The 21,004-nt window shown below is 71.6% G+C and carries 19 protein-coding genes; 7 read left to right on the plus strand and 12 right to left on the minus strand.

Features of this window, described 5'->3' with window-relative positions:
- From AB0B89_RS04705 to AB0B89_RS04715, 3 genes are all read left to right on the plus strand, one after another.
- The coding region (locus AB0B89_RS04705) for an urease accessory UreF family protein (protein WP_358548126.1) at positions 1 to 339 on the plus strand (339 nt) is incomplete at its 5' end.
- Positions 329 to 1,027, plus strand: coding sequence for an urease accessory protein UreG (ureG, locus tag AB0B89_RS04710; RefSeq protein ID WP_358548128.1), 699 nt, complete (start codon positions 329 to 331; stop codon positions 1,025 to 1,027). The genes AB0B89_RS04705 and ureG, both read left to right, overlap by 11 nt.
- Positions 1,028 to 1,050: 23 nt before the next feature.
- Positions 1,051 to 1,980 carry an urease accessory protein UreD gene (locus AB0B89_RS04715; protein WP_358548131.1) on the plus strand — a complete coding sequence of 310 codons (930 nt, stop codon included), beginning with the start codon at positions 1,051 to 1,053 and terminating at the stop codon, positions 1,978 to 1,980.
- Positions 1,981 to 1,988: 8 nt separating this feature from the next.
- Here the strand turns inward: AB0B89_RS04715 and era are convergent, their stop codons facing one another.
- Genes era through AB0B89_RS04730 form a run of 3 tightly spaced genes read right to left on the minus strand, consistent with a single transcriptional unit; the run spans position 1,989 to position 3,926 of the window.
- The gene (era, locus tag AB0B89_RS04720) at positions 1,989 to 2,909 is read right to left on the minus strand and encodes a GTPase Era (protein WP_358548134.1); all 921 of its coding nucleotides are present in this window, start codon (positions 2,907 to 2,909) and stop codon (positions 1,989 to 1,991) included.
- Between the two features lie 9 nt (positions 2,910 to 2,918).
- On the minus strand, positions 2,919 to 3,257 hold the full coding sequence (locus tag AB0B89_RS04725) for a cytidine deaminase (protein WP_358548136.1): 339 nt from the start codon (positions 3,255 to 3,257) through the stop codon (positions 2,919 to 2,921).
- A gap of 9 nt (positions 3,258 to 3,266) precedes the next feature.
- Positions 3,267 to 3,926 carry a hypothetical protein gene (locus tag AB0B89_RS04730; protein WP_358548139.1) on the minus strand — a complete coding sequence of 220 codons (660 nt, stop codon included), beginning with the start codon at positions 3,924 to 3,926 and terminating at the stop codon, positions 3,267 to 3,269.
- A 372-nt stretch (positions 3,927 to 4,298) separates the two neighbouring features.
- Between AB0B89_RS04730 and AB0B89_RS04735 the strand changes: the two genes are divergently transcribed.
- Entirely contained in the window at positions 4,299 to 4,901 is a 603-nt protein-coding gene (locus AB0B89_RS04735; protein ID WP_358548142.1) for a hypothetical protein, read from the plus strand.
- A 43-nt stretch (positions 4,902 to 4,944) separates the two neighbouring features.
- On the opposite strand, the gene AB0B89_RS04740 is transcribed toward AB0B89_RS04735, so the two are convergent.
- Positions 4,945 to 5,091, minus strand: coding sequence for a hypothetical protein (locus tag AB0B89_RS04740; protein ID WP_358548145.1), 147 nt, complete (start codon positions 5,089 to 5,091; stop codon positions 4,945 to 4,947).
- 1,335 nt (positions 5,092 to 6,426) lie between these two features.
- Between AB0B89_RS04740 and AB0B89_RS04745 the strand changes: the two genes are divergently transcribed.
- Positions 6,427 to 7,092, plus strand: coding sequence for a hypothetical protein (locus tag AB0B89_RS04745; RefSeq protein WP_358548148.1), 666 nt, complete (start codon positions 6,427 to 6,429; stop codon positions 7,090 to 7,092).
- A gap of 52 nt (positions 7,093 to 7,144) precedes the next feature.
- Here AB0B89_RS04745 and AB0B89_RS04750 read toward each other — a convergent pair whose 3' ends face one another.
- The 5 genes from AB0B89_RS04750 to AB0B89_RS04770 form a co-directional block, all read right to left on the minus strand.
- Positions 7,145 to 10,888, minus strand: coding sequence for a BTAD domain-containing putative transcriptional regulator (locus AB0B89_RS04750; RefSeq protein ID WP_358548151.1), 3,744 nt, complete (start codon positions 10,886 to 10,888; stop codon positions 7,145 to 7,147).
- 110 nt (positions 10,889 to 10,998) lie between these two features.
- Positions 10,999 to 12,309 carry a hemolysin family protein gene (locus tag AB0B89_RS04755; RefSeq protein ID WP_358548154.1) on the minus strand — a complete coding sequence of 437 codons (1,311 nt, stop codon included), beginning with the start codon at positions 12,307 to 12,309 and terminating at the stop codon, positions 10,999 to 11,001.
- Positions 12,306 to 12,785 (minus strand): rRNA maturation RNase YbeY, encoded by a 480-nt coding sequence (gene ybeY / locus AB0B89_RS04760; protein WP_358548156.1) that lies wholly within the window; start codon positions 12,783 to 12,785, stop codon positions 12,306 to 12,308. Before ybeY ends, AB0B89_RS04755 begins: the two co-directional genes overlap by 4 nt.
- A gap of 8 nt (positions 12,786 to 12,793) precedes the next feature.
- Entirely contained in the window at positions 12,794 to 13,750 is a 957-nt protein-coding gene (locus AB0B89_RS04765) for a PhoH family protein (RefSeq protein WP_358548274.1), read from the minus strand.
- A 257-nt stretch (positions 13,751 to 14,007) separates the two neighbouring features.
- The gene (locus AB0B89_RS04770) at positions 14,008 to 14,358 is read right to left on the minus strand and encodes a histidine triad nucleotide-binding protein (RefSeq protein WP_358548158.1); all 351 of its coding nucleotides are present in this window, start codon (positions 14,356 to 14,358) and stop codon (positions 14,008 to 14,010) included.
- A gap of 267 nt (positions 14,359 to 14,625) precedes the next feature.
- On the opposite strand from AB0B89_RS04770, the gene AB0B89_RS04775 reads away from it, so the two are divergent.
- Together AB0B89_RS04775 and AB0B89_RS04780 are read left to right on the plus strand one after the other, a co-directional pair.
- On the plus strand, positions 14,626 to 15,105 hold the full coding sequence (locus AB0B89_RS04775; protein WP_358548277.1) for a SigE family RNA polymerase sigma factor: 480 nt from the start codon (positions 14,626 to 14,628) through the stop codon (positions 15,103 to 15,105).
- The gene (locus tag AB0B89_RS04780) at positions 15,102 to 15,821 is read left to right on the plus strand and encodes a hypothetical protein (protein WP_358548160.1); all 720 of its coding nucleotides are present in this window, start codon (positions 15,102 to 15,104) and stop codon (positions 15,819 to 15,821) included. The genes AB0B89_RS04775 and AB0B89_RS04780 overlap by 4 nt, the downstream gene beginning before the upstream one ends.
- Here the strand turns inward: AB0B89_RS04780 and AB0B89_RS04785 are convergent.
- The 3 genes from AB0B89_RS04785 to AB0B89_RS04795 are packed head-to-tail and all read right to left on the minus strand — an operon-like array spanning position 15,772 to position 21,004.
- The gene (locus AB0B89_RS04785; protein WP_358548163.1) at positions 15,772 to 16,707 is read right to left on the minus strand and encodes a methyltransferase domain-containing protein; all 936 of its coding nucleotides are present in this window, start codon (positions 16,705 to 16,707) and stop codon (positions 15,772 to 15,774) included. The genes AB0B89_RS04780 and AB0B89_RS04785 overlap by 50 nt on opposite strands.
- Positions 16,708 to 16,725: 18 nt before the next feature.
- Positions 16,726 to 19,080 (minus strand): hypothetical protein, encoded by a 2,355-nt coding sequence (locus tag AB0B89_RS04790; protein ID WP_358548166.1) that lies wholly within the window; start codon positions 19,078 to 19,080, stop codon positions 16,726 to 16,728.
- A gap of 46 nt (positions 19,081 to 19,126) precedes the next feature.
- Entirely contained in the window at positions 19,127 to 21,004 is a 1,878-nt protein-coding gene (locus AB0B89_RS04795) for a substrate-binding domain-containing protein (protein WP_358548169.1), read from the minus strand.

Below are 21,004 nucleotides of genomic sequence, written 5' to 3' on the forward strand. Positions count from 1 at the left end.
GCGCTGGACGCCATGGCGCGAGCCGTGCCGGAAGGCGCGCACCACCCGATCGCCCTCGGCGCGGTGGCGGCCGCGGCGGGATGCGCACCCCACGACGCGGCGCTCGCCACCGCGTACACCTCGATCACCGGATCGGCCACCGCGGCGGTCCGGCTCCTCGGGCTCGACCCCGTCGTCGTGCATCGCGTGCTCGCCGGCCTCGTGCCCGACTTGGAAGGCGTGGCGCGCACGGCTCGCGCCCGCACCGCGTGGGAGGACCTTCCCGCGCATGCCGCTCCCGCACTCGATCTGCTGGCTGAACAGCACCTACGCACGGAGGTACGGCTCTTTGTCAGCTAACCACGACGACCGTCACCACTCTCCCGACCCGCATGGACGGGCGCTGCGCCTCGGCGTCGGCGGCCCCGTCGGGAGTGGCAAGACCGCGCTGGTCGCCGCTCTGTGCCGCACGCTCGGCCCGATACTCCGCCTGGGCGTGGTCACCAACGACATCTACACCACCGAGGACGCCGACTTCCTGCGCAGGGCCGGGGTGCTCGACCCCGAGCGCATCGTCGCCGTGCAGACCGGCTGCTGCCCGCACACCGCCATCCGCGACGACATCGCGGCCAACCTCGACGCGGTCGAGACCCTGGAGGAACGCTTCGGCCCGCTGGACCTCGTGATCGTGGAGAGTGGCGGGGACAACCTGACCGCGACCTTCAGCAGGGGGCTCGCCGACCAGCAGATCTTCGTGCTGGACGTGTCCGGCGGCGACAAGGTGCCGCGCAAGGGAGGCCCCGGCGTCACCACCGCCGACCTGCTGATCATCAACAAGACCGACCTGGCGAAGCATGTGGGAGCCGATCTGACCGTGATGTCCAGGGACGCGGCGGCCGTACGCGACGGCAAGCCGGTCCTGTTCACCTCGATCAGGGAGGTGCCGGAGGTGTACGCGGTCGCCGAGTGGGTGCACGGCGTGGTCGAGTCCTTCGCCCACGCGCGGGAGCACCCGCACGGCCCCGCCGTCCCGACGAGCAACGCCTGAAGCCGGCGAGCCGCGTACGAAAGATGAGCACCACGACCGGTACGGGTGACCCCTCGCCGAACAGGAGGTCGCCCGACGCGCGGGCGGCCGTCGCGACCGAGCGGAACAGGAGGTCGTTCGACGCGCGGGCGGCCGTCGCGACCGAGCGGGCGGGCGGCCGTACCGTGCTGGGCACGCTCAGGTCGGACCCGCCGCTGACGTTGCGCCAGACCGGGCCCTGCACGGTCCATCTGGTGGCGACCGCGGCGGGACCGCTCGGTGGCGACCATCTCGCGCTCCACATTGACGTGGCCCCGGGCACCTCACTGGAGATCGCCTCGGTCGCGAGCACGCTGGTGCTGCCCGGTCCTGGCGAGTCGGTGTCGGTCGTCGAGGCGCGGGTGGGCGCGGGCGCCACGCTGCGGTACGTGCCCGAGCCGACCGTCCTCGCGGCCGGGTGCGCCCACCGCGTGATCGTCCGGCTGACGCTGGAGGAGGGCGCATCCGTGCACTGGCGTGAGGAGATCGTCTTCGGCCGCCACGGCGAGCGGCCGGGCACCTGCCATGCGCGCTTCGACGCGACGATCGGCGGGGTGCCCCTGCTGCGCCAGGAGTTCCTCGTGGGCGACCCGTCCGTCGACGGCAGCCCGGCGGTGTACGGCGACGCGCGGTGCGTCGGCAGCGTCCTGCTCACCGGCTCCTTCGCGGGGGAACCCGCGCCGGACCCGGCCTCAGAGAGGCCGGGCACGTCCCCGGCCTCGGAGAAACCGAGCGCGGCCCCGGAGAAGCCGGACCGGGCTTCGGTGAAGCCCGTTCCGTCCTCGGAGAAGCCGGGCGCGGCCGAGGCGGTGCTGGCGGAGGGCTGCGCCGTGCTGCCCCTGGCGGGGCCGGGCACGCTGATCTCGGCCCTCGCCCCCGACGCCGCGACCCTGCGCCGGCGCCTGACCTGGGGGGAGGCCCAGGTACGGCGGTGACGCCGTGATCAGTCGTAGAAGCCGAGACGGCGAAGCTGCTTCGGGTCGCGCTGCCAGTCCTTGGCTACCTTGATGCGCAGGTCGAGGTAGATGTGGGTGCCCAGCAGGGCCTCGATCTGCTTGCGGGCGCGGCTGCCGACGTCCTTGAGCCGCGCGCCCTTCGGCCCGATCACGATGGCCTTCTGCGAGGGGCGCTCGACGAACATCTGGGCGTACACGTCGAGGAGGTCGTCGCGGCCCTCCCGGGGGGTCATCTCCTCGACCACCACGGCGATGGAGTGCGGAAGCTCGTCCCGCACGCCTTCGAGGACCGCCTCGCGGATCAGCTCGGCGACCAGCACCTGCTCGGGCTCGTCGGTGAGCTCTCCCCCGGCGTACAGCGGAGGGGACTCGGGGAGGCGCTCGACCAGCTGGTCGGCGAGGACGTCGAGCTGCTCCCCCGACTCCGCCGAGACAGGGATGATCTCGGCGAACTCCGCGAGCTGCGACACGGCCAGCAACTGGGCGGCGATCTGCTCGCGGGTCGCGAGGTCGCACTTGGTGACCACGGCGACCACCGGGGTCTTCTTGACCGCCGCGAGCTTCTCGGCGATGAAACGGTCGCCCTTGCCGATCGGCTCGTTGGCGGGGACGCAGAAGCCGATGACGTCGACCTCGGTCAAGGTGGACAGCACCAGGCTGTCCAGACGCTCGCCGAGCAGGGTGCGCGGCCGGTGGAGGCCGGGCGTGTCGACGATGACGAGCTGGGCGGCCTGCCTGTTGACGATGCCGCGGATGGCGCGACGGGTCGTCTGTGGCTTGGACGAGGTGATCGCCACCTTGGCGCCGACCAGCGCGTTCATCAGCGTCGACTTGCCGACGTTGGGCCTGCCGACGAAGCAGGCGAATCCGGCACGGAACTCAGCGGCTGAAGAACTCACGCCACCCATTGTCGCCGATCAGATGTACCGCCCCTTCACGCTGCCGTCCGGAGCGGCCAGAAAGACGACGGCGTCGCCGAGGTCGCGGACCACCGCGAGGTCCCGCTCGGCGGGCTCCTCGACGTCGCCGACGAGGGCCGCGGCCTCCAGCGAGACGGCCCCGCTGGACACGGCCATCGCGACCGCGACCTGCACGGCCGACAGTTTCAGCGAGGGCAAATCGACGTTGGTCGCGGTGTAGGTGCGTCCGGTCTCGTCGCGCACCGCGCCGCCCTCGGCGGTCCCGTTGCGCGCGCGGGCCGCACGGGCCAGGGTAATGATCTTGCTGTCCTCAGGGTCGAGGATGGTCTCAGTCACGGGCACAGGCTACTGGGCGGCCTCGTGGACCTTGGCGGCGAGGACGGTGGCCAGCCTCTGGGTCCGTCCGGGGTCGAGCTTGGCCAGGCCCGTGTGGACGAGCGAGATCACCATGTCGCCCGAGCGCACCACGACCAGATGCATCTCGTACGGGTAGCCGCCGACCCTGCCCTTGAACCTCCGCGCCTCGACCCCGTCCCCGATGTCGCCCACGGGCAGCGGGGAGCCCACCAGGCGGTCGCCCCCGCCCGCGCTCTTCACCGCGGCCACGGGGCAGTCGCGCATCAGGTCCGCGACCGTACGGAGAGCCTGGCGGGCCCCGGACGGGGCGTAGGCGGCGAGCACGACCCCGGCCGTCTCGCCCAGGCGGTTGCCCCGGAAGCTCGTGGACTCCGCCGTCGTCGCGGACGCGAGGTCGGACGCCTTGCCCTCGGCGAGCTCGAAGAGCCTGCCGCACTCCCGCTTCGCCGGGACGAACGGCGGCTGCCAGGCGGCCTCGGCCCGCTCGGTGAAGTCCACCGACGGGTCCTCGACCTCCGCCAGGGCCTTGCGCGCCCGCGACAGCTCCTGCTTGCCGGCGGACCCGCCGAAGACGCCCTCGCCCAGGCCGCAGGACGCCGTCATACCGGTGAGCAGGGCGAAGGCAAGGACCACACCGGTGATGCGCATCGTGCTCCCCCGAACTCCCGCCGGACGGGAATCCCCGGTTCCCGCCTGCGGGAATTCTTCCCGATCAACAAAAGGCGCAATCTCCCCGCGAACTGACAGATCGAAAAGAACCGTAAAGCCCAGTTGGCTAGGCTGCTCGGCCCCTCACGCGGGGCGAGGGCGTGACCGTGGCCTGATCGACAGCGGGGTGGACACGCGCCATCCGCAGGTGCGGGTCGCCAAGTCGGTCGACCTGACCGGCACCGGGCCTCTCGACTGCGTGGGGCACGGCACGGCGGTGCCGGGAGGACGGGCATGGACCCCGTACATCCGGAGCGGGACCCGGCCGATATCGTCGAAGGGCACCGGGAACGGCCGGCGAAGGGGGAGGCCATGGCATCGCTTCACGCGAGGACGCTCACGGAGGCCTACCTGTTCGTCGACCTCACGGCCGTGGCCACCGAGCGGGGCGACGCCCTGGAGCCGGTACGCGACTACGCGGCCCACACGAAGCTGACCGAGGTGGCGGGCGCCTGGAAGCTGCGCTTCGACGGGCGCGACATCGGCCTGCGGCTCGCCTTCGACGTCTTCGTGCCCTTCGAGAGCGAGTTCCAGGCCAGGCGTGAACGCCTGCGGTTCGGGGAGGGGCCCTCGGAGCTGATCGACGCCGGACAGTGGCGGGTGGCCGGCGCGGGGTACGCCCAGCGGGCCATGCGCGACGACCTGCGCCACCGCGAGGACCCCGGGGACGCCGCGCTGTCCGAGAGCGTCGTGGTCGGGTGGGAGTGCGCCAGGGACGCCGCCGCCGAGGTGGCCAAGTTCCTCCCCGAGGGCGCCGCAGAGGTGCCCGCCACGGCGTTCTGGTCGGAGATGGGCGAGACGGCCCTGCGCGACGAGCCCGAGCTGTTCACCCGGGAGGCGGTGGAGAGCGACATCGCCTTCTTCCAGCAGAGACGTGACCACCTCATCGCCAGGCACGCCGACCGGCATCCCTGACGAGCCACCGTGCGGACGCGGCGGGCGCGGTGTCCGCGAAGGTTCACGGTTCACCCGCCGTACAGCGGCGTCGAGTTCGCCGTCCCACATCCCGCCGCACCGGCGCCGGAACGAGGATGTTCTTGAGCATGATCTCGGCCGCGCCCTTGAACGCCTCCCCGTCCTGGGCCGTCCAGTCCCTGGGAGGCACGTCGCCGACGTGCTTCTTGAGGTCCGTCCCCAGGCCTTCGATTCCCTTGGCGATCTCGTCCCACTTGTCCCCCGCCCCCGACAGGCTGCCGGGGCCGGGAGGCGATGCCCGCGATGGCGAGCCCGATCATGCGCCCTCTCACCGGGTTCACCTCGGGAACGTTCGGATCAGGGATGCCGGGAACGTTCGGATCGGGGATGCCTGGGACGTTCGGATCGGGAACGTCCGGCACGCTGGGGTCAGGGACGTTCGGGTCCGGCACGTTCGGGTCCGGCACGTTCGGGTCCGGCACGTTCGGGTCCGGCACGTTCGGGTCGGGGACTTCGGTGGTGTCCGGATCGGCAGAGGGGGAGGTCACCGAACTTTGCCTGTTCAGCAGCGCTTCTATGCCCAGTTGCCCGCTCACTCCCGCCCCCGTCCCGCCCTGACAGCACGTGATCAACCGTTGAATCGCAGACTAGCCCAGCCCTCATCGGGCCGTACAGAAAGGCTCGAAGCCCGTCTTCCGGCCGTGTCCGGGCGTGAACCCCCACTTCACCGGCACGATGCCCGTCCCCGCACAGGCGCTTCTATGCTGTCCGCGATGACCCGCCAGGCAAGGGTGAGGTGGCATGCAGACTCGTCGCGATCTCTACCAGGCGCATCGGCTGATGATGCAGCGCCTGGGCATGGCCCTGCTCCAGGGGGGAGCCCGACGTCCCCCATGCGCAGGCACAACTCAGCGCGGAACCTGCCGGCCCGACCAGGCCAGAACGGGCCAGCCACGAACAGACCAGACCAAGATCCGACCCCCCCAGAACCAGTCGGCCCAACCCCACCAGACCGACGCCCAACCAGACCAGACTCGGTCAGGCCAGCACCCGTCAAACCGCACCCGGCAACACCAGGGCGCGTCGGACCGGTCGGCCCCATCAAGCCCAAAGGGTGCCTCACCCGCCCAGCGCAGGTGAGGCACCCTTTTGGGCGTGTCGGACCCGGCCGGTCTCCCGGCCAGGGCCGCCACGCGTCCCCCCCAGCTCTGCCGGTGCGCCGTGAACCCCTCCCCGGTACACCGGCCCTCCCCCTTGCCGGCGCCCCGAGCCGGTGAGCGCCTGGGGACAACCTTCCACGACCCACTTGCAAGACGCTTAAAGGTCGCTTGCCACGGTCGCGGCGACCGGCGGCGCACTCGGGTGAACTCCTCCCCGGCACACCGGCCCTCCCCTCACCGGCGCCCCAAGCCATCGGCGCCTGGAGGGAAATCCTCGCACTTGCAAGTCATTCGAATCCGGCTTGACGCGTATACCGGCGATCGCCCCCTAGAGCCCTCCAACCGCCTGCCAGCATGCTCGCCAGGTGACCATCGACTCCGACGACGACGTCCCAAATCGCTCACACCCCGCCGTCTCCCCCCACCACGGCCTGCCGGACCCCGTCCACCACGTCCACCCCGTTCATTCCGTCCACCCCGTCCAGCTTGTCCAGTCCGTCCACCCCGACCTGCCGGACCACGGCCACCACCGGTACCCCGTCGGCCATGACCTGCCCCGCGGCCCGGAACGCCGGCGCCTGGTCGAGCATGTCCTGCGCGGCGGGCTCCTCCAGCTCGCGATCCTGCGTCCCGACGGCGCCCCCGTCCTGTGCGACGTGTGGTACCGCGCGACCTTCTCACCCGACCGGCTGCACTTCCTGGCCCGCCCCGAGCGGCTGCTTCCCGGCGACCTGCGGCTCGACAGCCGTGTCGCCGGCTCGATCGTCACCCCTCCCCCGGCCGGACCCGGGCCGCGCGAGTTCACGGTCACCTTCACGGGCACCGCGCGGGAGTTGGCGGGTCGCGCCGCCGCCACAGAGCTTGCGGGTCACCTCACCCGCTGGCCCGTCCTCGCCGACACCACCGACCCCGTACGGCTGAAGCGCGGCGAGGCACCCGAGCGGATGTACCGCGTCGAAGTCACCGAATGGACCATCCTCGGCCACCAGGACGGCACCGAACGCCCCCGCACACTCCCCGCGAGCCCCTGATCCGCCCCGGCGCACGCCCGCGGCCGGACACCCACCCAATCCGGGCGGGCTGTCAGCCGCGGGCGGCGCAGCGGGCGAGTCCCTCGCGGGCGGCCCTCACCCAGGCGGGGGCACCGACGGCGGTGGAGATCTCCAGCGCCGCCCGATAGTGCTCCCGCGCCTCCTCGGGCCTGCCGAGGTAGAGATCGATATCGCCGAGCACCTGGGCCACCGGCCACAACGAGATCACGGCCGACCCGTCGGTGACCGGCCGCCTCGCGTAAGGCAGCAGCGCCTCGCGGGCCCACAGCACCCGCCGCCGGTCGTCGATCGCCACGCCGAGCAGCCCGCGCACCACGACGAAGAACCGCCCGAAGAAGTCGGGCCTGACACGGGAGAGATCGTCGCCGAGCACGGCGTCGGCCTCATCCGGCCGCCCGGCCCGTACCAGGGCGAGCGCGTGGGGCTCCCGTGCCATCTCCCAGTGGCCGGCGATCAGATCCGCCTCGGCCGCCAGCTCGCCCACGGTGTCGTCGAGCAGGTGCAGGCAGTAGCGCGCCATGAAGGACAGCCCGATCTCGAAACGCCAGGCGCCTGCCTTGCTGTGCGCCCGCGCCGCCTCCCGGTAGAGCTCCTCGGCCTTGCCGTAGTCCTCCGCGATCGCGTACCGGAATGCCCGGTAGAAGCCGGCGAGGGACGCCTGCATCGGCAGGTCGTACCGCGCCGCCAGCCGTTCCACGGCGCTCGCCTCCTCGTCGGCCCTCACCCAGTCGTAGGACGCGATGGCCTGCTGCATGAGGATGAGACGCGCCAGCACCTCCGCCACGGCCATGCCGTGCGCCTGCGCGAGTTCGAGCAGTTCGGTCCCGATCTCGCGTCGCTCCGCGAGGCCGTCGCCGCGGAAGGTGTGGAAGTAGCGCGCGTTCAGCGCCTTGGCCAGCAATCCCGGATCACAGAGCCGCCTGGCCATGGCGAGCGCCTCTCCCGCGGCCTGCTCGCCGCGCGTGGTCGCCTCACCGCCCAGCTCGGTGGCGAGGGAGCAGAGCAGCGCACACCTGGCGTGGCCGTCCCCCGGGCCCAGCTCGGCCAGCGTGTGCTCAACGACCTGGACGATCTCGTGGGACACCACCCCGTACTCGCGGATGCTCCACAAGGCGGGCACGTCGAAGGCCACGATGACCCGTGCGGTCAGCTCCGGATCGCCCAGCGGCAGCGCCAGCCGCACCGCCTGCTCGCGGTGCTCGCGCGCGGCCGACAGCTCGTTGGCCAGCGCCAGCGCGCGCACTCGCCGCATGAGCAGTTCGAGGTCCTCGCCGTCTCCGAGGTGGAGGGCCCTGTCCCAGAGCGCCGCGGCCTCCGAGTACGCGAACCTGCGCTCCGCCCGCTCGGCGGCGAGGACGGCATAGTGCGCGGCCTTGACCCGTTCCCCGCCCGCGGCGAAGTGGTGGGCCAGGGCCGCGACCTCGTCGCTCCTGAGCGCTTCGAGCGCGGCGGCGACGCGGGCGTGCGTACGCGTACGCCGTAGTCCCGAAATATCGTCGTAGAAGGTATCTCGGACCAGGGCGTGGGCGAACCGGAGGCGTCCTGGCTCGGGTTCCACGAGCAGGCCGGCCATCAACGCCGCCTCCAGGGCGTCGACCACCGCCTCCTCACCCCCTCCGTTCACCTCGGCCAGGACGTCCACGTCGATGTCCCTGCCGATCACCGCCGCCTCCCGCATCACGGTCTGCGCGGGGACGGGCAGCCGCACGAAGCGCCTCCGCAGCACGTCCCTGACCCCGGCGGGGACCACCGAGACCGCCGCGCGTTCCCCCTCGGACGCGATCAGGCGTGCGGTCTCGCGGACGAAGAAGGGGTTGCCCCCCGTACGGTCGGCGACGGCGGCGACCGCGCCCGCCGACACCTCGCCACCGGATAACGAGCGCAGCAGATCCCCGGTGGCGGCCCCGTCCAGCCCGTGGAGGGCGACGCGGACCGGTTCGCGGGCCGCGAGTGCGGCGGCGGTCTCGGTGAGCCGCGCCGCGCCCTCCTCTTCCCGGTAGGTCAGCACGAGCAGCACGCGGTCACCGCGAAGATCGGTTACAAGGTGGGTGAGGACGGCGAGGGTCTCATCGTCCGCCCGGTGCAGATCGTCCAGGACGATCAGCAGCGGCGCGGCACGCGCGACGTGGCGCAGGTACGCGGCGAGCGCCCGCCGCGCCCTGAACCGCCCACTCGAAACATTCCTCTCAAAACCCTTGGAGTTGACCGTCACTCCCCCGCGGACCATCGCCCCACCGGCATCGGCCGCTCCCCCGGGGATCCCCGGCGCGGCAGGCGCCGACCAGCCGCCGGGCGCTCCTCCGGCACTAGTGCCTACGGACCCCCCTCCAGCGACCACCCCTTCGCCGGCGCTCACGGCCCCACCACGGCCCGCTGGACGGTCGTCGGACGCTCCGCGAGAGATGCTCTCGCCCCCTCCTTCGCCCGAAGCGCCGGGGACCTGGACACCGCCCTCGTCCGCGAGAGGCCCGAGCGCGGTGGCGAGCGCCGCCTCGGCGGGGAACCGTTCCATCAGGCCGCGCAGGATCTCGGTCCACGCCCAGCCCGGGGGCGCCCCGTCGGTCTCCGGACACCGGCCGACGGCTACCTGCCAGTCGGCGTCGAGCAGTTCCCGCGCGAGGCCGTCGGCCAGAGCGCTCTTCCCCATGCCCGCCTCGCCGATGACCACGGCCGGCCGCACGCGTCCCGACCTGGCCTCCTCCGCCGCGCGGAGCAGGGCCGCCATCTCGGCCTCTCTGCCATAGAGACGGTCGGCTCGCATGTCATAGAGACGTCGGTCCTCCCTGCCATGAAGGCGGTCGGCTTCCGCTCCGTGGGCATGGCCGGCTTCCGCTCCGTGGGCATGGCCGGCTTCCGCTCCGTGGGCATGGCCGGCGTCCACGTCGGTGACGGGCTCGGCGTCCGGCCTGTGCGCGGGCGGATCATCCGCCGCCGTCACCGGCGAGGCCGGTGAACCATGCGGGTCGCCGGAAACAATGATCGGCACCGGTCGCGAGATCGGGGGCGGGGTCGGGACGTCCAGTCGGGGGGACTGGGCGAGGACATCGGCCTCCATCCGCTGGAGGGCGGGACCCGGGTCGACGCCCAGTTCCTCGGCGAGCGTCCGCCTGGCCTGGCGCAGAGTGGCGAGCGCGTCGCCCTGCCTGCCCACGTGGTAGAGGGCCAGCGCGAGCAGCCGCCAGCCCTCCTCGCGCAAAGGGTGGGCGCCCACGTATCCCTGCAGGTCAGGGACGACCTGCGCCGCATCGCCGAGGGTGATCAGAGACGCGGCCCGCTGCTCCACCGCGAACGCGTGCAGCTCCTCAAGCCTGGAGATCTCGGTCATCGCCCATTCGGCGGAGGAGAACTCCGGGTAGGCGGATCCCTGCCCGAGCCTCACCGCCTCGTCGAGTACGCGCGAGGCGGCCTGCGCGTCCCCGGAGCGGAGCAGCTCGATGCCCTGCCGTGCCCGCGCCTCGAACCGCCACGCGTCCACGTCCTCGGCGCGCAACACGTAACCGGGCGGGACGGTGACGAGGAGCCGTGCGGGGCTGCGGGTGCTCCGGCCCGGTTCCAGTGCCCGGCGCAGGTTGGAGACGTACGCCTGGATGGAGGCGAGCGCGCTCGGCGGTGGCTGGTCCCGCCACAGATCGTCGATGATCCTCTCGACGGGCACCACCTGACGGCGGGCGACGAGCAGCCGGGCGAGCACCGATCGTGGCCGGGGACCCCCGAGCTCGACCGGCCCAGAATCGCCTAGGACCTCGAAAGTGCCGAGCACCCGGAAAAGAACCACGACATGTGAGTCTATATGTCGTTACATACCCCGACCCGTAAACGGGGAAAGGGTAGGGGTGGCCGGGCGGAAGGCGGGCGGCCCGGCAACGGGATTTCGGGCGGGGTGAGTCAGTCGCGTTCGGCGGAGGCGTGCACGGCGACGTCCTCGGCGGGGGCCACGCGGTGCACGACGACCGTGCTGATGCGGTTGCGGCGGCCGGCGGTGCTCTCGGCGGTCAGGCTCAGGCCGTCGACGGTGGCCCGGGAACCGGCTATGGGGACCCGGCCGAGGGCGTGGGCCAGCAGGCCGCCGACCGTGTCGACGTCGTCGACCTCCAGCTCGATGTCGAACAGCTCTCCCAGCTCGTCCACGGAAAGCCGAGCGGTCACCCGGGCGCTCCCGTCGCCGAGCCACTCGACGCGCGGCGCCTCCTGGTCGTACTCGTCGGCGATCTCCCCGACGATCTCCTCAAGGACGTCCTCGATGGTGACCAGGCCGGCCGTGCCGCCGTACTCGTCGATCACGATGGCCAGGTGGATCTGCCGCGCCTGCATCTCGCGCATGAGCTCGTCGATCGGCTTGCTCTCGGGCACGTAGGTGGCCGGGCGCATCAGCGAGCCGACCTTCTCGTGCTCGGCGTCGCCGCCCGCGGTCGACTCGTGGACCCGGCGGACGATGTCCTTGAGGTAGGCGATGCCGACCACGTCGTCCTCGTTCTCGCCGACCACGGGGATGCGGGAGAAGCCGCTGCGCAGCGCGAGGGACAGGGCCTGGTCGAGGGTCTTGCCCCGCTCGATGAACACCATGTCGGTGCGCGGCACCATCACCTCGCGGACCAGGGTGTCACCCAGCTCGAACACCGAGTGGATCATCTGGCGCTCGTCGGGCTCGATGACCCGGCGCTCCTCGGCGAGGTCGACGAGATCGCGCAGCTCCGCCTCGGAGGTGAACGGGCCGTCCCGGAAGCCCTTGCCCGGCGTGAGCGCGTTGCCCAGCAGGATCAGCAGCTTGGGAAGGGGCCCGAAGATGCGCGTCAGCCCGTACACGATCGGGGCGCTCGCCAGCGCGACCGGCTCGGCGTGCTGCCGGCCGAGTGTGCGCGGCGAGACCCCGACGATGACGTAGCTGATCAGGATCATGACGCCCGCGGCGGCGGCGTACGCCTGGCCCTCGTCGCCGAACCAGTCGATGAACAGCAGCGTCGCGATCACCGTGGCGATCAGCTCGCAGCTGAGCCGGAGCAGCAGCAGCAGGTTCAGGTAGCGGGGCGGGTCGGCGACGATCGCCTGGAGGCGCTGGGCACCGCGCCGCCCCTTGCGCGCGAACTCCTCCGCGCGCACCCGCGAGATGCGTGCGAGAGCCGTCTCGGCGCTGGCCAGAAGGCCGCCGATGACGATCAGAAGGGCGGCTGAAAGCAACCACCCGCTGGGGGAACTCACGGCTCCCGCCGCACCTCCCGCCACGCGTCGAGCAACTCGCCCTGGAGTCCGAACATCTCGGCGTGCTCCTCGGGCTCGGCGTGATCATAGCCGAGGAGGTGAAGGATGCCGTGGGTGCAGAGAAGCTCAAGCTCGTCGCGGGTGCCATGGCCTGCCTCCGCCGCCTGCTTGGCCGCGACCTGCGGGCACAGCACGACGTCGCCCAGCAGGGCCGGGTCGAGCGGGGCGTCGCCCTCCTGGCGGGACCCGCCCGGGCTCGGCCGCAGTTCGTCCATCGGGAATGCGAGCACGTCCGTCGGCCCGGGCTCGCCCATCCACTGCTCGTGGAGCTGCGACATCGCCGCCTCGTCCACGATCAGGATGGACAGCTCGGCGAGCGGGTGGATGCCCATGCGCCCGAGCACGTGACCGGCCAGCTTGACGAGCGAGGACTCGTCGATCTCGACGCCCGACTCGTTGGCCACCTCGATACTCATGGTGTTTCTTATCTCCCCCGAGGGCGCTTGGCGCCCTTGATGGCATGAGGCTCGGCGGTCGCGAGGTCGTAACGGCTGTAGGCGTCGACGATGTCGCTCACCAGCTTGTGCCGCACGACGTCCGCGCTCGTCAGCCTGCTGAAATGGATGTCCGGAATGCCCTCCAGGATATCCTGGACGACCTTCAGGCCGCTCTCGGTGCCGCCGGGAAGGTCGATCTGGGTGACGTCACCCGTGACGACGATCTTGGCCCCGAAGCCCAGGCGCGTGAGGAACATCTTCATCTGCTCGGGCGAGGTGTTCTGCGCCTCGTCGAGGATGATGAACGCGTCGTTGAGCGTGCGCCCGCGCATGTAGGCGAGCGGCGCCACCTCGATCGTGCCCGCAGCCATCAGGCGCGGGATCGAGTCGGGGTCGAGCATGTCGTGGAGCGCGTCGTAGAGCGGGCGCAGATAGGGGTCGATCTTCTCGTACAGCGTGCCGGGCAGGAAGCCGAGCCGCTCCCCCGCCTCGACCGCCGGCCGGGTCAGGATGATGCGGTTGACGTCCTTGTTCTGGAGGGCCTTGACCGCCTTGGCCATCGCCAGATAGGTCTTGCCCGTGCCTGCGGGGCCGATGCCGAACACGATCGTGTGCTTGTCGATCGCGTCGACGTAACGCTTCTGGTTGACCGTCTTCGGGCGGATCGTGCGCCCCCGCGCCGACAGGATGTCGAGGGAGAGCACGTCGGCGGGGCGGCCGGAGCTCATGCGGAGCATGGCGATGCTCCGCTCCACCGCGTCGCCGGTGAGCTGCGCGCCCGACCGGACGATCTCCACCATCTCCTCGAAGAGCCGCACCAGAAGGCTGCTCTCCTCGGGGCCTCCGCTGATGGTGATCTCGTTGCCGCGGACGTGGACGTCGGCGCGGAACGAGGCCTCGATGACCCGCAGCAGCTCGTCACGGGAGCCGAGAAGGCTCACCATGGAGTATTGGTCGGGGATGACCACCTTGGCCTGCGTGCGGGACGGGCCCTTGGTGCGCGGCGGTTCGCTGGTCTGCGCGCCGTTCGGCGCGCTGCGGGAATCGTGTGACTCGGACATGGGCGGCCCTGCGGCCTGCTCGCCTCCCGGCCTGGTGTACCTGGTGTACTTGTCTGTCGCGCTCGCTAGGATGACCGTGCAGTCGCCTGGCATCCGGCCCGACCGCGCCGCTGGCTAAGCCCATCGTATCCGGGCCGGGCTCAGCCCGGAGGCCACTGCATGGCCCGGCCGCCGAGCACGTGGCCGTGCACGTGGAACACCGTCTGACCGGCCTGGGGGCCGGTGTTGAACACCAGGCGGTAGCCGTCGCCGGCCACCCCTTCCTGGACGGCGACCGCGTGGGCCGTCTTGAGCACCTCGTCGGCGAGCCCGTCGTCGGCCGCCGCGAGCACCGCGGCGTTCTCGTAGTGGTCCTTGGGGATCACCAGCACATGGGTCGGGGCCTGCGGGTTCACGTCGCGGAAGGCCACCGTGCGGTCGGTCTCGTAGACGATCGCGGCCGGGATCTCCTTGGCCACGATCTTGCAGAACAGGCAGTCTGTCACGCCCAAAGGGTAGTCACCTCTGTTGCCAATCGGTAATACCGAGGAGGTCCCGTCGAAAGATCCTCGCGGATAGGGTTGGTGTGCGACACTTCAGCGTCAGACAGCGGTCAGTGTCGGCGAGGCCACCGGCGAGGACACAAGTGGGTCATGCCCCCTAAAGAACCGGCAGAGAGTAAACCCTCTGGGAAGGCCGTGCGTCCAACAGATGTGACCACCGAGACCCTCGTGGCCGAAAGGTCGCTGGGGGCGGTGCCCGTCGGATGGGACGCCGACATGGCCGTTACGGCGCTTTACAGCGCCCACTATCGGTCGCTCGTGCGTCTCGCCATGCTGTTGGTGCGCGATACCGCCACCGCGGAGGAAGTCGTGCAGGACGCGTTCGTCGCCCTCCATGGGGCGTGGCGCCGCCTGCGCGACACCGACAAGGCACTCGCCTACCTGCGCCAGTCGGTCGTCAACCGATCGCGCTCAGTGCTCCGTCATCGTGCCGTCGTGGAGAAGTACGCCCCCAAGGGCCTCCCCGACGCGCCGAGCGCGGAGAACGGAGCCATAGGAGAGCTCGAACGGTCCGCCGTCATCGAGGCGCTCCGCGGGCTCCCCACCAGGCAGCGCGAGGCGTTGGTGCTGCGGTACTACGGCGATCTCTCCGAAGCGGAGATCGCCGGCGCCATGGGCATCAGCAAGGGTGCGGTGAAGAGCCACACAGCCCGCGGCATGGCCGCCTTACGCACCGTACTGGAGCAATTGTCATGACCGAGTCCCCCGACGAGTACGGCGAGGTCCTCCGCCGTGTCTTGCGCGCGGAGGCGGATTCTGTCGTGCCCTCCGCAGAAGGACTGCAGATCATCCGCACCCGCATCGACCAACGTGGTCTGCGGGGTGTCTTTTGGTGGCGAGCCGCCGCCTCGGCCTGTGGGGCCGTCCTGGTGGCGGCCACGGTCGTGATGGTCGTGCCTCCACTGCGCGAGCACATCACCACCGACCAGCGCATCACCCCCGTGCAGTACGACACCTCGCCGCCTGACGAGTCGAGCACGCGCAGGCCGGGGAACGGCGTCCAGCCGCCGGTCGGCGGCACAGAGCGCCCCGCCCAGGCCAGCCCGACCACCGCCTCGACGCCGATCACGACGCCGACGCCCACCCCGACGACCGCTCCGGGCAACGACTGCGCCACCACGGTGCCGTCGGACGCGGTGCCGTCGGCCGAGGCGCCGGAGCCGGAGCCCTGCCCCTCGGGCACGGGCGACTCCCAGCCGGAGCAGACCACCAAGCCGGGGCCGACGCCCACCCCGACGCCCATGCCGACGAAGACCACCAAGCCGACCGTGAAGCCGAGCAGGACCCCGACGGCGGACCCGACCCCGGACCCGTGCCAGCAGTGCTCGCCGGCGCCCACCGATCCTCCGGCGGCGCCGACGGTCACTCCCGAGTTGACGATCGACGCCCAGTCGCCCGCGCCCCCTGGTTAGGCCGCTGATCAGGCCGCCTGGCGAGGAGGGTGAAGGTCAGCAGCGCGAGGTCATCGGCGTCACGCGTCCGGTACGGGCGCGCGAGGCCCGGGCGCGCCGACTCCACGTAGGCCGTGGGCGCGACCAGTCCGGGCACCACCCGGGCGTTCCACCCGGTCGCGGCGGCGGCGTCGAGGAAGTCCCGCGCCCGTAGCCGGTTGGGGACGCCGGGGAAGCTCATCGCCCGGTAGAGCGGGGCGGGGTAGCGCAGCATGTTGAGCGGGTCACGCGACCGGATCCCGCGCATGTGCGTCATGCCGTCGATGTGGTGGCACATGACGCCGCCCGGAGCGACCAGCTCGGCCAGCCGTGCGAACGTCGCCGGGACGTCGTCGAAGTGTTCCAGCGCCGCGTTGCTCACCACCAGGTCGAACGGCCCGGCGACGCCGGGCATGCCGGGGAAGGCGGTGACCCGGTAGTCGAGCCGGTCGCGCTCCACCGGACGGCCGAGGCAGGCGCCGAGCGCCTCGTAGAACGCGGGGGCGGTGTCCGACGCCAGCGGGAACAGGTCGGCCGCGGTGTAGGACTCCGCGCCGCGGGCGAGCATGATCGCACCGGTGCCGAGGTCCGGCCCGGGGCCCAGTTCCAGGACCCTGCGGCCGGTGAAGTCGAGATCGCCGTCTCGCGCCCACCGCTCGACCACCCCGGTGACGTAGGCGACGCCGCGCCCGACCTCGTCCGCGCCGAACGGGCGCGGGGTGCGGTAGCCGCGCAGCCGGTGCCGCACCGCGTTCGCCAGGCCCATCCCGAGGCCGGCGCTCCACCACACGGCGCGCGGGTGGCGGGTGGCCGCGTAGGTCACCTCGCCGGGCCCGGCGGCGCGGTCCCGCGCCTCAGAAGCGGTCATAGGAGTCCTGCCGTCCTCTCATGGAGCGGTCCGGTCGCGGCCCCAGGCGCCGGCGACCGCGGCGGGATCGGTGACCGTGGCCTGCCCGCTCGCCGCCCGCAGGGCGGTGAGGAAGTCGTTCAGGCAGTACGCCTCTGCGCCGCCCGTCCAGTGGCTGCGCCAGCTCGATCCGGTGCAGTCCCACGACTCCCCCTGGCCGGAGTCCACGATCCGCTTGCCCCGCATGAACCGGTACGCCTGGAGCACCCGCCACGTGCCGGGGTAGCCCCTGAGGAACTCCGCGAGCTGGTCGGGCGAGGTATAGCGGTAGTCGTTGGCCCCGGTGACGCTCGGCACCCAGCGGGCGCACAGCAGCGAGGGGTCGTCGCACCTGCCGGCGGGCAGGCTCCAGGTGCTCTGGAAGTACGGCGGGGCGACGCCGGACCGGCCGGTGACGCCGGTGCCGTACTTGCGGCCGAAGGCGAAGCACGTGGAGACGACATCCTGCTGGATCGGCGTGGTGAGCCTGTCGTCGGGATAGGCGAACAGCCCCCAGGCGCGGGTGTGGCCCCGGCTCGCCAGCGGGGCGAGTGATCCGCATGATTCCGCCCGCTGCTGCTCGGGGGTCAGCGTCGTCATGTTCCGGTAGCCCATGCCGTGGCTGACGAACGTCCAGCCGTACTGGTCACGAAGGGCGGCGAGGTCGGCCCAGTTGGCGTAGTCGACGAAGCCGGCCAGGCACTGCCTGTTCTGGTCCAGGGTCCGGTCCACGACGACGGTTCCGCTCGCGGGAAAGCCCCGCGCCCTGAATTCGCGGGCGACCTCGTCGAGCTGTACGGCCCCCCGCAGCGGGCGGCACGCCCGGTCGACCGCGCTCCACTGCGACCGGGACATGAGCAGGGTGACGTACCTCCCGTCGGAGCCGGGGTCGTAGTCGAACCCTCGCCAGCGCGAGCTCTCCCTGCCCGCCTTGTCGACGAACCGCACGGTGACGCCGTAGTGCCCGGCGGCCGGAGCCCCCCACTGGTAGGACCAGGTGGACCCGGTAACGGTGGCGGCCCCCCAGCCGGGCGAGGCTCCCCAGGTGCCGCCCGCCTGCCACCATCTGCCGGTGTCCCTGTCCTGGACGCCGACGCGGACCTTGTCGACGGCGACGTCGTCGGTGACCGTACCGGCCACGCGGACGCCGGGCGAGGTCAGGCCCTGGTCGGGGAGCGGCGCGGTCACCTCTCCCACAGGCGGTTCGGCGTCCGGCCCCGGCGCGGTGACCGAGAAGGGCAGCCACGGGTGCGCGGTGTCGAACAGGCCGATCGCGTCGGTGGCGAACACCGAAAGGCCGTAGTCGCCGGGGCGAGGCGGCGTCCAGGTGAACGTCCAGCCGACCTGGCTGAACGCGAACTGGCCCGCCGGGGAGGCCGTCCACGGCATGCCGCCGTCCGGACCGGTCAGCGTCGCGGGCAGGGACTGGTAGTCGCCCCAGGTGCCGTCGCCGCGCGCCCACAGCTTGGCGGCCCGATCGTAGATCGCCACGCTGACGGAGACGACGCCCCGGTTGTCGGAAGCGCTGCCGGTCCAGGTGATCGGGCGCTGGTCCGGGTAGGAGGCCCGCCCGGCGGCCGTGACCGAGGGGGGCGCGCCGTCGGCGGCGAACACGACGGACGGCGAGATGGCGGTCACCCCTCCCCCGTCCCGGGTCGCCACCTCCAGCAGGTAGTCACCGTCCTTCGGCGGGGTCCAGTCGAAGGACCACGCCACCCTGCTCGCGCCGGCCGCGCCGATCGTGACCGGTTGCCGCTCGTAGGCGCCCCAGGTGCCGTCCGCGTGCCACCAGGCGTGCGCCGCCCTGTCGAGGATCGTCACACCGGCCCACACGACGCCTCCGGACGCCTGCCCGGCCCCGCGGATGGTCATCTTCTGCCCCACCGGGACGACGGCGCCCGCGACGGGCTCGGCGATCACACCGGCCGGTGCCGCCGGATCCGCCGGGAGGTCCACGACCGTGAACCTCCGGTACGGCAGGGCAGGATCGTAGGACCCGTCGGACGCGACCGCCTTGGCCTGGACGAGGTAGTCACCGGGCTCGGGGGCCGGCCAGGTGAACCTCCACGAGCCTCCGTCCAGGACGGCCTGCCGGCCTTCGTAGTCGCCCCAGCTCCCGTCGGAGTGCCACCAGAGCTTGCTGACCCTGTCCTGGACGGCCACCACCATCTGGGCCGCGCCGCTCAGCGTTCCACGCACCAGGATGGGCGCCCGCGTGTAGAGGGCCCCGTCCGCCGCGGGCTCGGCGATCGTGCCGGACGGAGCGGCCGCGGCGGGCGGGGCGGCCACGGCCACCAGGCCGGCGGCGGCCACCGCGAAGGCCACCAGGCCCGCGAGCAGTGTTCGGACTCTCATCGTGTTCTCTCAGTCGCCGGGACGGCCATGCGGAAATCGGGTTCTGTCACTCACCGGGACCGCTCATGCGGATCAGGCGGCGGACACCGTCGAGGATCATCGGCGCGAACACGATGGCCAGCAGCGTCACCGCGAGACCGAGCAGGGTCCACGGGGTGCCGATCGACGACGCCACCGTGTCGATCTCGCGGGCCGCCCCCGCGGCGAGGGTGGGATCGATCAGGCCGTTGCCCGTCGACCCGGGCGTCTCGGACACGGGCAGGCCGTTCTGGTCGACGGCCACCGTGCCCCCTCCGGTGGCCCCGCCGGCGGTGTCGGGCGTGGTGGACCCGGGTTCGCCTCCGCTCGCCGCGGCCCCCGGGGTGGCGGAACCGGACGCGGCCGGTCCAGCGGTGGCCTTGGGGCCGTTGCCCGCACTGGGTCCTGTGGTGGCCTTGGGACCAGTGGTGGCCTTGGGGGATTTGCCGGCCTTGGGACCCGGCGCCTTCGTGCTCGCGCTCGCGCTCGGCGTCGGACTGGGGTTCCCCGTACCCTTGTCGTCCTTCTTGTCATTGTTCTGCTGGTTGTTATCGCTGTTCTGATTGTTCTGGTTGTTGGTGCCGGTGTTGTTGTTCTGCTGCGGAGGGGGATCGTTCGCGGTCTGCTCGCCCACCTGGCCGCATTTCTTTCCGTCCGGCAGTTGCAGGTTCTCGTAGTACTTGCCCCACGTGTCGGGGTTTCCGGGGACCGAGGGATGACCCGGCACCTGGCCGAGCACGTCGAAACCCTGCTGGATCAGGTTCGAAGGCAGCGGGGAGTAGCCGATCTGGTCGACGTTCTTCTGGCCGTCGGTGATCGAGTAGAGGACGAATCTCGCCAGGGTCTCGCCCTTGCCCGCGTCGAACCCCTCGGTGGGGACGATGATGTAGTTGTAGCTGGAGATCGCGTAGGCGCTGGGGTGCGGGTGCGTGTGCACGTTGTCGAGCTTGTACGTGCCGTCGCCGTTGCGCTCGGCGGCGGTGAGGGCGATCGCCTGGTTGCACGCCGTGGGCAGGGTGTACTGACCCGCGGCGTTCTTGATCTTCGCCACGGGCACGTTGAGCTGGATGGCGTAGGCGTACTCCGCGTATCCGATCCAGCCCCAGCTCGCGTTGCCGTTCTTCACCTGGATCGCCACGCGGTCGGAGCCGTCCACGAGGTCGGTGTCCGGCCGGTTCGGCCACACGTCGGTCGGGCCGCACACCTGGTCGGTGCACTTGGACGACTTCTCGGTGGAGCACCCGTTGGGGTTGCCGCCCACGCCCTGCATGTAGGCCTTCCACCGGCCGGGGTCCATCTGGTTCAGGTAGTCGGTGAACACCGCCGTGGTGCCGGAGCCGCCGGCGCGGACGACCGGGCGCACCCGGACGTGCGGGAGCCGCGCCGCGAGGCCGGGGTTGTCGTCCTTGATCGCCTGGTCGTCCCAGAAGATCTCCTGCTCGGCGCCCTTGTTGGCGCACGAGAACATGTTCTGCGTGAACAGCCTCACGAGGAGGCCGCCCGAGAGCTGGAGGTCGGTGATCGGCCTGCCCGCGTTGTCCTTGAGGTTGACCATGATCGCGGTGCCGCCGGCGACGAGCGGCATGTAGGTGAACTTGAAGGGCGGATCCTGCTCGACGCCGAGCCCCCCGGGGAAGTTGTAGGAGACGTCACTGGAGGCGAAGTCCGCCTGGCGCGTGGCGAACTCCTGCCGGCCCTGAGTCGATCCCTTGGGCGCGAAGTTCACGCTCAGCCCCTGCAACCGGGCGACGTCGGACATCCACTGCTGGATCGCGACATAGGCGAAGGTGGACCCGGACCCGTTCACGGGCGAGGCGGCCCACGCGGGCGCGGCGCCCAGCGACGCGGGCAGGATCATGAGCGTCAGCACCACGAGCAGCCGGGCGCCTCGGCGGAGGATTGGCAT

This window comes from Sphaerisporangium sp. NPDC049002, from assembly GCF_040649355.1.
GTDB lineage: Bacteria > Actinomycetota > Actinomycetes > Streptosporangiales > Streptosporangiaceae > Sphaerisporangium.